Source organism: Pontimonas sp., from assembly GCF_031581085.1.
Classification (GTDB): Bacteria; Actinomycetota; Actinomycetes; order Actinomycetales; family Microbacteriaceae; genus Pontimonas.
Window position 1 is genome coordinate 1 of record NZ_JAVLBO010000002.1, and the last position, 14,173, is coordinate 14,173.

At 62.2% G+C, this 14,173-nt stretch carries 13 protein-coding genes; 3 read left to right on the top strand and 10 right to left on the bottom strand.

Features of this window, described 5'->3' with window-relative positions; all coding sequences use genetic code 11:
- The first annotated feature begins 286 nt into the window (after nucleotides 1–286).
- Nucleotides 287–718 carry a DUF805 domain-containing protein gene (locus RI518_RS01050; RefSeq protein WP_310671940.1) on the top strand — a complete coding sequence of 144 codons (432 nt, stop codon included), beginning with the start codon at nucleotides 287–289 and terminating at the stop codon, nucleotides 716–718.
- Nucleotides 719–932: 214 nt separating this feature from the next.
- Here RI518_RS01050 and RI518_RS01055 read toward each other — a convergent pair whose 3' ends face one another.
- The 8 genes from RI518_RS01055 to RI518_RS01090 form a co-directional block, all read right to left on the bottom strand.
- Nucleotides 933–2,084, bottom strand: a complete 1,152-nt coding sequence (locus tag RI518_RS01055; protein ID WP_310671939.1) for a DNA polymerase III subunit delta' — start codon at nucleotides 2,082–2,084, stop codon at nucleotides 933–935.
- 9 nt (nucleotides 2,085–2,093) lie between these two features.
- The gene (gene tmk, locus RI518_RS01060; protein ID WP_310671938.1) at nucleotides 2,094–2,714 is read right to left on the bottom strand and encodes a dTMP kinase; all 621 of its coding nucleotides are present in this window, start codon (nucleotides 2,712–2,714) and stop codon (nucleotides 2,094–2,096) included.
- Nucleotides 2,711–5,506, bottom strand: coding sequence for a type I DNA topoisomerase (gene topA, locus RI518_RS01065; RefSeq protein WP_397428156.1), 2,796 nt, complete (start codon nucleotides 5,504–5,506; stop codon nucleotides 2,711–2,713). The genes tmk and topA overlap by 4 nt, the downstream gene beginning before the upstream one ends.
- A 108-nt stretch (nucleotides 5,507–5,614) precedes the next feature.
- Complete coding sequence (locus RI518_RS01070) at nucleotides 5,615–5,953, bottom strand: Rv3654c family TadE-like protein (RefSeq protein ID WP_310671937.1); 339 nt, start codon at nucleotides 5,951–5,953, stop codon at nucleotides 5,615–5,617.
- Between the two features lie 137 nt (nucleotides 5,954–6,090).
- The gene (locus RI518_RS01075; RefSeq protein ID WP_310689154.1) at nucleotides 6,091–6,513 is read right to left on the bottom strand and encodes a TadE/TadG family type IV pilus assembly protein; all 423 of its coding nucleotides are present in this window, start codon (nucleotides 6,511–6,513) and stop codon (nucleotides 6,091–6,093) included.
- Entirely contained in the window at nucleotides 6,464–6,664 is a 201-nt protein-coding gene (locus tag RI518_RS01080) for a DUF4244 domain-containing protein (RefSeq protein WP_310671943.1), read from the bottom strand. Before RI518_RS01080 ends, RI518_RS01075 begins: the two co-directional genes overlap by 50 nt.
- Nucleotides 6,665–6,855: 191 nt before the next feature.
- Entirely contained in the window at nucleotides 6,856–7,761 is a 906-nt protein-coding gene (locus RI518_RS01085) for a type II secretion system F family protein (protein ID WP_310689155.1), read from the bottom strand.
- Between the two features lie 28 nt (nucleotides 7,762–7,789).
- The gene (locus RI518_RS01090) at nucleotides 7,790–8,764 is read right to left on the bottom strand and encodes an ATPase, T2SS/T4P/T4SS family (protein WP_310689156.1); all 975 of its coding nucleotides are present in this window, start codon (nucleotides 8,762–8,764) and stop codon (nucleotides 7,790–7,792) included.
- 98 nt (nucleotides 8,765–8,862) lie between these two features.
- Here RI518_RS01090 and acs point away from each other — a divergent pair, with 98 nt between their 5' ends.
- A complete protein-coding gene (acs, locus tag RI518_RS01095) occupies nucleotides 8,863–10,857 on the top strand; it encodes an acetate--CoA ligase (RefSeq protein WP_397428153.1) in 1,995 nt (664 codons plus the stop codon).
- Nucleotides 10,858–10,911: 54 nt separating this feature from the next.
- Here the strand turns inward: acs and RI518_RS01100 are convergent, their stop codons facing one another.
- Both RI518_RS01100 and RI518_RS01105 read right to left on the bottom strand, forming a co-directional pair.
- Nucleotides 10,912–11,379, bottom strand: coding sequence for a RidA family protein (locus RI518_RS01100; protein ID WP_310689158.1), 468 nt, complete (start codon nucleotides 11,377–11,379; stop codon nucleotides 10,912–10,914).
- Nucleotides 11,379–11,537 (bottom strand): hypothetical protein, encoded by a 159-nt coding sequence (locus RI518_RS01105; protein WP_310671931.1) that lies wholly within the window; start codon nucleotides 11,535–11,537, stop codon nucleotides 11,379–11,381. The genes RI518_RS01100 and RI518_RS01105 overlap by 1 nt, the downstream gene beginning before the upstream one ends.
- A gap of 53 nt (nucleotides 11,538–11,590) precedes the next feature.
- On the opposite strand from RI518_RS01105, the gene RI518_RS01110 reads away from it, so the two are divergent.
- Complete coding sequence (locus RI518_RS01110) at nucleotides 11,591–14,173, top strand: transglycosylase domain-containing protein (protein WP_310689159.1); 2,583 nt, start codon at nucleotides 11,591–11,593, stop codon at nucleotides 14,171–14,173.

The window sequence follows — 14,173 nt, forward strand, 5'->3', positions numbered from 1 at the left end:
GCTCACCCACCACCGAAGCGGGTACGGACCCTTTCAGTGTCATTTTTTTGCACAAATAATCGCCATCAGCATCGCGTCCAGGGCTGGTTGCGGGGGGATATTGCCGGCAATCCAGGATATAAACACCGGCGCAGTCCGCCGCGTTTCCCGTCGGTGCCTCTACTCCCATGACGGCTCTGCCGTAATCGCCGCCCTCAAATCGTGAGCTGGGGCTTGCACGCCATCACACTGGATTCACGTTTAGCCGTGAGAGAGTTCATTTACTTAGTCAACGGAGGAAGACGTCATGAATTTCGCCCACGCCACTCGATCCTTTTGGTCACACTACGCAGCATCACTCCGGGTGTTGTTTGCAGGACGCTCGCGTCGATCAGAGTACTGGTTCATACAGCTTTTCCTCGTGTTGACCAATCTTGCAGCAGCAGCAATTGACCTAGTGATCCTCGGCGGCGACGTCGATCAATTCCTCGCCAATGGTGGTGGAGGAATAGTGGGGCTGGTCTGGATTCTCATTACCATCGTCCCCGCCATTGGTGTGTTGGTTCGGCGACTCCACGACACCGGCAGGAGTGGCCGGTGGGCACTAATCGGTCTTATTCCCATCGTGGGGGCCATCGTTTTACTGGTTTTCACCGTTCAGGATTCACAGGCCGGAGACAATAAGTATGGGGTGTCGCCGAAAAATCTCGAATCCGAGGGCCGCAAGACCACGAAGTAATCCTTTATCCGAAGCGGCCTGGCGGACCGAGAGACTCTTTTGTTCGCTGTGACGCCTCGCCGGCAAAGCTAAAGCGGCAAAGCGTCGCCAGGGTGGGCTCACTCATTGGGAACGTCGGTGTCACGAGGAGTGGCTCGGTGGCAGGCCCGGATCCGATTCTGTAACGGGGTTCGCTCGCGCCACCGCTACTCACACCATGGCCGCCGGTCTGGTCTTAGACCACCGCTTCCGACAGTGGCACTCGAGCACTGATCGCAATCAGCATCGCCTCCAGCGCGAGCTGGGGTGGGGTATTGCCGGCAATCCGATCACGAGCAATTTGCACGTGCTCCATGGCGGCAAGCGTGTGGTGGGCGGTCGTTGCACCCGCACGCTCCTCCAGTGCCGGGCGGTGGCGTTCGTTCACCAGTGGCTCGCCGCTACCGACCTGAAGCATCAACACATCGCGCAACACTGAAGTGATGTCCGTGGCAATGCGATCCACACCGTCTCGAAGGCTCCTGGTCGCGCGGCGCTTTTGGTTATCCTCCAGAGCTTTCACGCTGCCTCGAATAGCGGCGGGCACACTGCCTCCGGGGGCAACACCCAGCGATCGCAGAGTGTCCTCGCGCTCCTGCTGATCGAGTTTTTCCAGCAGCGCTTTCTGGTCGGCTCCGGCGAGCGCAATGAGGTGGGCGGCTTGGTTCACCGCGCCGGAGACAGAGTTGAGTGACAGCACGGCTTTCACTGTTTCGTCCCGGCGCGCTCTGGCCTCCGCATCGGTGGCAAGCCTGGTGGCCATCCCGATGTGGCTTTGGGCTTCCCGGGCGGCCATCGTGGCGACCTCGAGCTCCACACCGTGTCTCTGGTGAATCAGTGTTGCCACCTGCTCCACCGTGGGCGTGCGAAGGGTGATGGTGCGGACCCGGGAGTAAATGGTGGGCAGGACATCCTGAACACTCGGCGCACACAAAATCCACACCGTGTGGGGTGGGGGCTCTTCCAGGGCTTTGAGCAACACGTTGGAGGTGCGCTCCGTCATCCGGTCGGCGTCTTCCATCACAATCACGCGCCACTTTGACTGCGATGGTGAGTAGTAGCTCTGGGTGACAAGCTCGCGCACCTCATCAATGGAGATGGTGACCCGGTCGGTGGCCACCAGCGTCACATCGGGGTGTGTTCCCGCCATCACGTGAGCGAGTGCTTCATCGTCGTTTCCGTTGGAGACGAGGGTGGCGGCAAAAGCGTGGGCAAGGGTGGAGCGACCGGAGCCCGCCGGTCCCACCACCATCCAGGCGTGGGTCATGGCCTGTGAGCCAGGCTGTGCGGCGGCGCGCACCGCGGCAATAGCGGTTTCTTGTCCGACGAGCTGATCCCAGAGGCTCACAGCCCCAGGCTACCCAAGCACAGCGTTCACACGCGCGACAATGTCCGCGTGAATGTCGTCCGTCGGCCTTTGACCGTCGATGAAGACGAACCGTTCGGGTTCCCTTTCAGCAAATCGACGGTAGGCGTCGCGGACCCTTTCGTGAAAATCATCGGCTTCAGCTTCCAACCGGTCATACACCGTGCGGGTGCTCTCACGCCTGGCGCGCAGCACATCGGCGGGGACATCGAGCACCACGGTGAGGTCGGGAATGAGGCCCTCTGTTGCCCACAGCGACAGATCACGCACTTCCTCTTCGGAGAGGACCCGGCCCGCGCCCTGGTAGGCAACCGAAGAGTCAAAGTAGCGGTCTTGAATCACCACTTTGCCGTCAGCCAGGGCAGGGCGCACCACCGTGTGAATGTGGTGGGCGCGATCAGCGGCATACAGCAGCGCTTCAGCCCGGGGGGCGAGAAACCCCCTTCGGTGCAAAATGATTTCTCGCAACTCCACGCCAACATCTGTGCCGCCGGGTTCACGGGTGAGTACCACCGAGTGGTCGTGCTGTTCTAACCAGCCGGCGAGTAATTCCAGTTGGGTGGATTTTCCCGACCCATCACCGCCTTCAAAGGTGATGAACGCGCTGGTCATCCCTCATCCTTCGATGAGGGGTTGCCCGACTTTGCGCCTGTCTTTACGCCAGCCTTCTTGGTAGCCGCTTTCTTCACCGTTGTGGTGGGCGACGTGGTCTTTGTGGCCGCTGGTTTCTTGACCGGAGTTTTCTTCGCTGCTGTTTTCTTCGCGGCAGGCTTTTTCGCGGTGCGCTTGGGCGCCGGACCTTTCGCGCGTTTTTCGGCCAACATCCGCTCGGCGGTTTCTTGATCGATTGCCGCGGGGTCGATTCCCCTGGGAACGGTCACGTTAGTTTCACCGTCGGTCACATACGGACCGAACCGGCCGTTCTTCACCGTGATCGCTTTGCCGGTGTTGGAGTCGACCTCGAGGGTTTTCAGCGGTGGGGTCTGTCGGCGACCACCGTATTTGGGCTCCGCGAAACGCGCCAGAGCACCCTCCATGTCGATGTCAAAAATGAGGTCTTCGCTATCGAGGGAGCGGGTGTCCGTGCCCTTTTTCAAATACGGTCCGTAGCGTCCGTTTTGGGCGGTGATCATTTCACCCGATTCGGGGTCTGGCCCGACCTCGCGCGGCAAAGAAAGAAGCTTCAACGCGGTGTCCAAATCGATGGTTTCGATTTCCATCGCTTGGAACAGCGACGCCGTTTTGGGCTTCACGGCAGTCTTTTTCTTCCCCGAGGTGGCCGCTTCCTCATCCTCGGGAATGACTTCGCTGACGTAGGGGCCAAAACGGCCGTTCTTGGCGACAACCTCGCGCTGGCTCTCCGGGTCAACACCCAACACCCGGTCTTCGACCGGGGGGGCATCGATGAGCTCTTGTGCTTTCTGGGGAGTCAATTCATCGGGGGCGAGCTCTGGCGGCAAGTTCACCCGTCGCACCTCACCGGTGTCCGCATCCAGTGTTTCGAGGAAGGGACTGTATTTGCCTACTCGAAGCGAAATGGTGTCGGTGATCGCGATGGTGTTGAGCTCACGGGTGTCAATCTCTTCTGTCGCGAGCAGCGCGACGTCTTTGAGACCCCGGTGGTCATCGTCCCCGAAATAGAACCGCTTCAACCACTCTTGGCGTGAATATTCTCCGCGGGCGATCCGGTCCAAATCTTCTTCTAGCTCGGCGGTGAACTGGTAGTCGACCAGTTCACTAAAGCGCTCCTGGAGCAGCCTGGTCACCGGGAAAGCAATCCACTGGGGGATCATCGCGCTTCCGCGTCGGGAGACATAGCCGCGGTCGATAATCGTGGAGATGATCGAGGCGTAGGTGGAGGGCCGGCCAATCCCCCGCTCTTCGAGGGCTTTGACGAGGCTCGCTTCGGTGAAGCGAGCCGGGGGTTGGGTTTCGTGGGCTTTGGCCGAGACGTCGGTCACTCCCAAAAGTTCACCCTGCTCCATCTGGGGCAACACCGCCGACTTGCCTTCGTCGTCTTTGTCGTCGTCGTTGCTCTCTTCATAGGCCTGTAAGAACCCGCGCTCAAACAGCACGGTTCCAGACGCCGTGAGCTCGACGGTGACCGGACTACCCTCCACCTCGACGTCCGCAGCACCCAGTGTCACGGTGACGGTTTGGCCTTTGGCGTCCACCATTTGGCTGGCCACGGTGCGCCGCCAAATGAGTTCGTAGAGTTTCAACTCGTCGGGGCGCAACACCCCGGAGAGGTCATCGGGGGATTTGAAAGCTTCTCCTGCAGGGCGCACCGCTTCGTGTGCTTCCTGGGCGTTTTGCGACTTGCCCTTATAGAGCCTCGGTGAATCGGGAACGCTGGAGGCACCAAACATCTGTTTCGCTTGGGTCCTGGCGGCCGAAATGGCCTGCTGCGACAGGCTCACCGAATCGGTTCGCATATAGGTGATGTAACCGTTTTCGTAGAGGCCCTGGGCGACACTCATGGTCTGCTGGGCAGAAAAGCGAAGCTTCCGACCGGCTTCCTGTTGCAGGGTCGAGGTGGTAAACGGAGCAGCGGGCCTGCGGGTGTAAGGCTTGGGGTCAATGGCCGCCACTTCAAGCGTGCTGCCGGGCGCCTCCAGCGAGTCCACCAGCGCGGTCGCCACGCCCGGGTCGATCAGGCGCACGCCGTCCTTGAGTTCACCCTCGCTGGAGAAATCGCGTCCGGTAGCGACCCGGGTGCCATCGAGCCTGGCCACTGAGGCCACAAACGATTCGCCGCCGGTCGTTTCGACCGTGGCTTTCACGTCCGAATAGACCGCGGGGACAAAGGCGCGTCGCTCCAGTTCACGATCGACAATGAGTCGAAGGGCGGGCGATTGCACACGCCCCGCCGATTTCGCCCCGGAAACCCGTCGCCACAACACCGGTGAGACTTCAAAGCCGTAGAGACGATCGACGATGCGCCTCGTTTCTTGGGCGTCGACCAGGGCGATGTCCACATCGCGGGTGTCTGAGGTGGCGCTTCGAATCGAATCCGCGGTGATTTCGTGAAACACCATGCGCTTGACCGGGACTTTGGGTTTCAACAACTCCAGCAGGTGCCAGGCGATAGCTTCACCTTCGCGGTCCTCATCTGTTGCGAGGTAAATCTCGGGGGCACCCTTGGCGGCTTTTTTCAACTCGGACACGGTCTTTCGACCCCGCTCGGTGGTGACGTAATAGGGCTCAAAACCGTTGTCGACATCGACCGCGAAGCGACCGAGTGACGTTTTTTTCAACTCTGCCGGGAGCTCTTTAGGTTGGGCCAAATCGCGCACGTGACCCACCGAAGCCATCACTTCATAGTCGTCGCCCAAATATTTACCAATAGTTTTCGCTTTGGCGGGCGACTCGACGATGACTAGTTTCTTGCCCTCGGGCACCATGCTCCTCACGTTAGACAGTGTGACTTCACCTCGAGCCGGCTGCTCTTGGTCCTATCCGAGGGCTCACGATACACAACTATTTCTTGGCGGCCTCTTTTCTCCCAGCCGTCAGTGAGTCTCCTCTGGTGGCCACACCCCTCCCGGGGTGGGCCCGGCAGCCGCGCGTTTGACAATCGACACACCGTGCACGGTGGTGGTGGCATACACCCTCGCGGTACCTCCGGTGACCTCGCAGTCGCTCACCCGGATCCCCTGCTGCCGGGCGACCTCTCGAGCCACCACGCACGGCCTCCCCGCGACGACCCCGATCGACACATCGGAGGCTGCCAGGGCGGAGAGGTTGGCGGCGTGTTGGACTTTTTCACTAAACCGCCAGACATCGACCACGACGAAAGCCCCCGTGCCCATCAGCACGAGCGCCCCGATCACCGCCAGGGCCAAGACCACCCCGGAACCCCTTGTCGAGCCCCCTGATCCCGCCCGGTGCAGGCGTAAGAGACCGGTTGACCACCGCGACCCGACGTCTGGTGGCACGCTGGCTGGTGACACGCTGGCTGGTGACGCGCTGGCTCGTGGGGCGGCACTCACGGCGAGTCGCCCGAGACAACAGGGTCTTCGAGAGGCTCACTCTCGCGCAGCGCACAGGCCATGCCCTGTGCCCGAAGACCCTCCACCAGCGTGGCCAACCCGGAGGGAGCCGAGGAGACCACCGCGCACACACTGACTCCGGAAGCCCTCGACTGGAGAGAGACCGCAGCGGCTTCGCCCAGTTGGTCCACAACGTGCTCGGTAATCGACGGGGAGGAGTAGCCGATGCTGGCGAGCCTCGCCGCATCGGCCGCGACTGCGTCTAGTCGCGACTGCTGCACCATCACCCCCACCGCGCTCAACACGGCGGCGAAGACGAGTATCACCGCTGGGAGGACCAGAGCCCACTCAGCGGTGATACCGCCTCGATCACGCGGTAAAGCTGAGGGCACTGCGCACCAGGTCGGTGAGAATTTCACGCACCTCGTCGCTTTGCATGATGACGACGAGAAGTCCGGCAAACCCGACGGCAGCCATCGTGGCGATAGCGTATTCCGCCGTCGCCGCCCCCTCATCTGCTCGCGCTCCTCGCGCCAAACCATTGGCAACGTGTGTGTTGGTGTATTCCACGGTGTCTGTCCTTTCCAATCCGGCCGATGTTGCCGTGTGGCAACTCGCGCAGAGTGGCAGTTCGCCCGGGCACACGGAGCCCGATGTGCCAGCAGGACAGAAGAGCGCCACCGGGGGCCCACTGTGGACAGTCGAGAGGGTGGACAGTCGAGAGGGTGGTCGCACCCGACCACCCTCAGTTCGTCGCGCACTCACCACAGCCCCGGTTGGTCCAGTCGAAGCGCTCCCTCCAAGAGGGTAAAAATCACGGGGACCACCCCCACGGCGACAAACGCCGGGAGGATAAACAGCCCCAGCGGAAGGAGAATGCGCACCGACAAACTCTGGGCTGCTTCGGCCGCCTCGGCGCGGGCCTGGTGTCGCGCCCAGGTGGCCTCTGCCACCGACAGCGTGGAAATGGGAATACCGACCCGTCGAGACAGCGCGGTGAGGCTCTGGATATCGGCGCTATCGGACTGGGCGAGGCCGTGCTCGATGAGCACCCGGTTCACCCGTGCGGCGGCCACTTCCGGCAGCGCCCCACCCTGACTGGCCACCGCGAGAAGGTCCCTCGCCGGTGAGAGGTAGCCAGAGTCGGGCATCAGTTGGGTGACCAAACGCCCCATCCACACAATCGCCGCCGTATAGAGCAGCACGGCGAGGCCCAGCAGTAACCAGCCAAACGTCGAACCGGTGAGAAACCCGAGAGCATTCACCCCCAACGTGCCCGCCACGACAAGACTGAGCGGCGGCAGGGCGAGTAACAACAGGGTGGTCTGACGTGGGGCCTGAACGATGGAGCGAATTTCTGCCTCCACAGAAACCCGGTCTCGAAGCGCGTCGGCGAGAGCCCACAGTGCCCGGTAGAGCGGCGTGCCCGATTCGTCGGCGACGCTCAGCACCGCGGAGAACACCCGTTCCGGTTCAGCCCCCGACTCACAGGCCCACCGCACACTCTCCGCGTGTCGACCGCCCTGTTCGAGGTGGCGGGCAATCTCCTGGGCGAGGTGGCGACTCGATCCGGCCAATTGTTCATCGAGGGCCAGCTCCTGCCACGCGCGAGTCGGAGACAACCCCGCTTGGAAAAACACCGCCAAGCGGGCAGCCAGGCTCGCCATCTGGGCGACCCCGACACCGTCCGCGGTGTTAGTACCTGGCCACCACAAGCTCACCTCCGGGGGTATCGGCAAAATAGCCCAGACTGACCTCGCGGGGCTGCCCCGGATTGTGCTCGACGTGAATGATGAGGTCGATGGCGCTGCGGGCTTGTCGGGCGAGCTGTTGTGAGGTCAAGCCGGCGAGCGCCGCCAAACTATCCAACCGGGCCGGCACCTCCTCCAACGAGTGGGCGTGCAGAGTCGCCGCACCACCGCGATGACCGGTGGTGAGTGCGGAGAGCAGGTCCCGAAGCTCTGCCCCGCGACACTCACCCACCACCAGTCGGTTGGGGCGCATCCGCAGCGACTCGCGCACCAGGCGCTGGAGCGTCACCTCGCCGGCACCTTCGAGGTTGGCTTGGCGGCATTCGAGTTGCACGACGTGGGGATGGTCGATGCGCAATTCGCTGACATCTTCAATGACGACCAGTCGATCCCGGGGTGAGGCGAAAGCCAGGAGTGCCGCGAGGAGGGTGGTCTTCCCGCTTCCGGTGGCGCCCGTCACCAGCAGCGTCTGACGCTGATCGACGGCGGCGAGGACCTGGTCGCGCACCGCATCTGACCAACCGAGTGCGAGGGCGCCGATATCGGGTTTGGGGCCGCGGCCAAAACGGATGGAGATGACCGCACCCCCCAGGGCTACCGGGGGCAGTGCGGCGTGCACCCGGATCCCCTCCGCCAATCGCACATCGACAACGGGTGAGGCCTCATCGAGGTGCCTACCCCCCGCTTCCACGAGGGCTCTCGCCAGGTCGACACGCGATTCGGCGTCGAGCTGAAGATCAGTGACCAGGAGGGCACCATCGCCGCGGTCGGCAAACACGCGACCATCTGCCACGACAAAGACGTCGGTCACGCTGGGGTCACTACCGAGCACGGAGAGCGGCCCGAGGGCCGCGGCGACCCGCTGCTCCAAGCCTTCGTGGTGGACCGCGGGGAAACTCCAGCGTGTGGGGGTGGGCACTGTTGCAGGGTGGCAGTATTCCGGCTGCGGGTGGGGTTTGTGGGACACAACTGTGGAAAATTTTCTTCGGGCATTTACACTGGGGCGTACCTGTTGACATGCCGCAACGACGCGAAGAGGGGACAACTACTGTGTCGGAATCCACTATCGATAACCTCCTGCACGAGGAGCGACGTTTTGATCCTCCTGCAGATTTCGTCGAGCAACGTATTGCCGGACCAGAACTCTACGAACAGGCCAAGGCGAACCGGGAAGAGTTTTGGGCTCAACAGTCTCGGGAGCTACTGCACTGGCACACCCCTTTCACCGAAGGCCTGGACTGGTCACAGCCGCCATTCGCCAAGTGGTTCGCCGACGGTCACATCAACGTCGCCTACAACTGTCTCGATCGACACGTCGAGGCGGGCCGCGGTGATCGCATCGCGTTGCACTTTGAGGGCGAACCGGGTGACCAGCGCGACATTAGTTACGCCGAGCTCACCGCCGAGGTGCGCCGGGCGGCAAACCTGCTGCTCTCCCTCGGGGTTACCCAGGGTGACCGCGTCGTCATCTACATGCCCCTCATTCCCGAAGCGGTCATCGCCATGCTCGCCGTCGCGCGCATCGGCGCCATTCACTCGGTTGTCTTTGGCGGATTTAGCGCCGAGAGCTTGCGTGCGCGCATCGATGACGCCGAGGCCAAGTTGGTCATCACCGCCGATGGCGGCTACCGCAAAGGTTCCGTGTTTGCCCTGAAACCCGCAGTCGATGACGCCCTCGAGATGATTTCGAAGCCGGTGGACAATGTCCTGGTCGTCAAACGCGGCGGCAACGAGGTCACCATGGTGGAGGGGCGAGACCTGTGGTGGCACGACGAAATGGCTCCCATGTCGGACCAGCACCAGGCCGAAGGCTTCGAAGCCGAAAACCCGCTGTTCATCCTCTACACCTCGGGCACGACCGGGAAACCCAAGGGCATCCTGCACACCTCCGGTGGTTACCTCACCCAGGCGGCTTTCACCCACAAAAACGTCTTCGACTTGCACCCCGAAACCGACGTGTACTGGTGCACCGCCGACATCGGCTGGATTACCGGACACAGCTACGTCGTGTACGGCCCGCTGGCTAACGGAGCCACTCAAGTCATTTACGAGGGCACCCCCGATTCGCCGGCACCGGGACGCTGGTGGGACATTATCGAAAAATACAAGGTCAGCATTTTCTACACCGCCCCCACCGCCATTCGGGCGTTTATGAAAGCGGGTCGGGAGATTCCCGCCGCGCGCGACCTCAGCTCGCTTCGCCTCCTCGGTTCGGTGGGCGAACCCATCAACCCGGAAGCCTGGATGTGGTACCGCGAGGTCATCGGTAGTGGGGTGGCACCCATTGTCGACACCTGGTGGCAAACCGAGACCGGGGCCATCATGATTTCCGCACTGCCCGGGGTGACCAGCACCAAGCCCGGCTCCGCCCAGGTCCCCCTGCCCGGCATCAGCATCGACGTGCTGAGCGAAGAGGGCACCCACGTGGGCGCCGAAGCCGGCGGGTTGCTCGTTGTGACCGAACCCTGGCCGTCGATGCTGCGCGGCATTTGGGGTGACCCCGATCGCTACGTCGAGACCTACTGGTCTCGATTTGGCGATAAGTATTTCGCCGGTGACGGCGCCCACCTCGATTCCGATCACGACATTTGGCTGCTCGGCCGTGTCGATGACGTGATGAACGTCTCGGGCCACCGACTCTCCACGATGGAAATCGAATCGGCCATCGTCTCCCACGAAATGACGGCGGAAGCCGCTGTCGTGGGGGCCCAAGATGACACCACGGGTCAAGCCGTGGTCGCTTTCGTGATTTTGAAATCTCGCTTCATCGACCAAAAACCCGTCGATGAGTCGGTCACCGAGTTGCGCAACTGGGTCGGGCAACAAATCGGGGCCATCGCTAAACCCCGTGAGATTCACCTGGTGGACGAACTTCCGAAGACCCGCTCCGGCAAAATCATGCGCCGACTTCTCCAAGACATCGCCGAGGGCCGGGAAGTGGGCGATACGACCACACTGACCGACACCAGCGTGATCCGGACCATCACGACGTCACTGGGCGACGAAGAGTAACCACCTGGCTCACCAGCACCCCTCAAGGGGTGGTGCTGGTGAGCTGCGGGGTGTCTACGGGGTGGAAAACTCCACAATCAGTTCGAGCTCGACCGGGGCGTCGAGGGGTAAGACCGCAACACCCACCGCGGCGCGCGCGTGGATGCCGATGTCGCCAAAAATCTCTCCCAGGAGCTGTGATGCTCCATTGAGCACAGTGGGCTGCTGAATGAAGTCGGGGCTGGAGGCGACAAAACCGTTGACCTTCACGACCTGGGTGATGCGATCGAGCGAGCCCAGGATGCTCTGGGCGGCAGCGAGCGCATTGAGGGTGCAAATCCGGGCGAGCTCGGTGGCTTCTCCGGCGGTGACGTCCTGACCGACCTTTCCGGTCTGGACGAGCGCCCCGTCGACAAAAGGTAATTGGCCCGCCGTGTAGAGAAGCGACCCCGTGGTTCTCGCCGGCACGTAGTTGGCCAGCGGTGTGGCGACGTCGGGGATATCGATGCCCAGTTCGCGCAGTCTCGCGTCGATGTGGCCCATTAGTTCTCACCCGTGGGGCGCTTGAAGTAGGCGACGAGTCCACCTTCGGGTCCGGTAATCACGTTGACAAGCTCCCAACCGCTCTCGCCCCACTGGTTCAAGATCGCGGTGGTGTTGTGGATGATCAGCGGTGTTGTTGCATATTCCCACGTCGTCATGCGCGCCGTCCTCCTGTTAGTTGACTCCTATATCCATCGCGTAGCCTACTGGTATGGCTGAGAACCCGCAGAAGGCAAAAGGTTGGTTGGGCGCAATCCTCGGTATCACCGGGATGTCCGCCTTGGCGGGTGTGATTGTCACCGCAATGGTCGCTCCGGCGATCGCCGTCACGGGGGTGGCCGCCAACAGCGCAATCGGCGTGTTTGACGCGCTTCCCGAATACGTCGACCTGGGCGAACAGGCGGAGAAGAACACCCTGTGGGCGTGGCGAAGCGACGACCCCACGGATGGCGCGGTCAAAATCGCCGAGGTGTACTGGCAAGACCGCGAAGAAATTCCGCTCGAGCGGATGAGCGAACACGTCATCAACGCAGCGGTCGCGGGTGAAGACCGGCGCTTCTACGACCACGCGGGAGTCGACGCCACATCGGTCTTTCGCGCGGCGCTGGGAAACGTCCTCGCCGGCGACATCGAATCGGGTGCCTCGACGCTCACGATGCAGTTGGTGAAAAACATTTTCGTGCAGCGCTCGCTCTACCTGCCGACTGAAGAGGAACGCGACGAAGCGTATCGCCAGGCGACGGCGACCGATTTTGACCGCAAGCTCAACGAAATGAAGTTGGCGATCGGTCTCGAAAAGCGCTTCACGAAGGATGAAATCCTCGAGTCGTACCTCAACATTGCTCCCTTTGGCGGCAACACCTACGGTATTCAGGCCGCGTCGCAGCGCTACTTCGGCACGATCGCCGAAACACTCTCCCCGGCCGAAGCGGCCAGTTTGATCGCGATCGTGCAGTACCCGACGACCAGGAACCTGTCCGATCCCGCCAACTTCGAAGCCAACGAGGAGCGTCGAAACGTCATCCTGTGGTCGATGTGGCAGGAGGGCTACCTCACCGAGGAACAGTACGACGAGGCGGTCGCGATCCCCGTCGATTCCGCTTTTGTCCAACCCGCACAGCCCACTAACGGTTGTTTGGCGGCCAACGAATACGCAAAGTTCTTCTGCGACTACGTGGTGAGAAACGTCGAAAACTTTGACAGCCTCGGTGCCACACCGGAGGAGCGCTTGGAGCGGTGGCGCCAGGGGGGCCTCGAGGTCTACACCACGATGAATATGGACCTCCAGCGCACCGCGCAAGACCGCGTCTGGGAGCTGGTGCCCAACGACTTAGACACCTTCGAGTTGGGCAGTGCCACGGTGAGTGTGGAGGTCGATACCGGGCGCATCCTCACCATGGCCCAAAACAAAGTATTCGACGACACCGAAGACGGTGGGGGCATCACCGCGACCGCGGTGAACTTCAACACCGACCGGCCCTACGGGGGCTCCAGTGGTTTCCAGGTCGGATCGACCTACAAGATTTTTGCCCTCATCGCCTGGCTCCAGCGCGGTTTTGGACTCGCCGAAGTCGTCGACGCGTCCCAGTTCGAGCAGGAACAAGCCGAGTATTTGGATACCTGCGCCGACGGCGGTGGCCCGTGGGGTGGTCTGTGGGAGTTTAAAAACTCGGCCAACCTCGAAATCCCGTCCGTCAGTGTCTTTGAGGCGACGACCCGCTCGATTAACTCGGCGTATGCCTCGATCGCAAAAGAACTCGACCAGTGCGAAATTCGCCGCGCCGCAGAAGCCCTCGGTGTTCACCGCGCCGACAATGCGCCGCTGCAAACCAACCCATCCGCCGTGTTGGGCACCAACGAGATTGCGCCACTGACGATGGCGTCCGCCTTTGGCGGAATCGCCAACGGGGGTGAAACCTGCGAGCCCATCATCGTCGACTACTTCGAGGACACCGACGGTGTGCGCCTCGAGGGCCAGGAGAGCACCTGCCGGCAGTCGCTCACGCCCGACGTGGCGGCGGCGGCCGCCTCGCCCATGCGAGGCGTGGTCACCGGTGGCACCGGAGCCAGGGCGAACCCGGGTGGTGATGTTCCGGTAATCGGAAAGACCGGAACCACCGACAGCCAAGTCCACACCTGGATGGTGGGCTCCAGCACGGAAGTCGCCACCGCAGTGTGGGTGGGCAACATTGTGGGCGATACCAGCCTCCGGCGACTCTCGGGGGGAACCGTGATGCGCCACGATATCTTCCGGCCCATCATGGAGCGCGCCAACGACATGTATGGCGGTGAGGCATTCCCCGCACCCCCCGCCAGGCTGCAAAACGGTGCCGGTGTGGAGCTTCCCGAAATCACCGGTTTGTACATCGATGAGGCGATCCAGCTTCTCGAAGGGGTCGGACTGAAACTGGAGGTGCGTGAGGGTGGTGCGGGAGTCGTCGTGGCGTACGAACCCGAGCCGGGAACCCTGCTCGCCAGGGGACAAACGGTGTACGTCACCCTCGGTGAGGGCGATGATGACCGCGACCGTTACGTCCCGCGCACCCTGATGCCAAACCTCATCTCGCCGGCACGCTCCGAGGTCGAAATCAAGGGCCTGCTGCAAGAGGCCGGCATTTACGGACCCGTTGAGGCGTACTGTTTTGAAAGCTCTGAAGGTTCGGACACGGCCAACGCCGAAGCGATCGGCCAACTTCCCGACGCGGGTTCGTCGGTGCGCATCGACGTTCAAGTCGAGGTGGCGATGAACTGTTTCGCGGGCGCGGCACCAAACCCCAACGAAGTCCTGGAATAG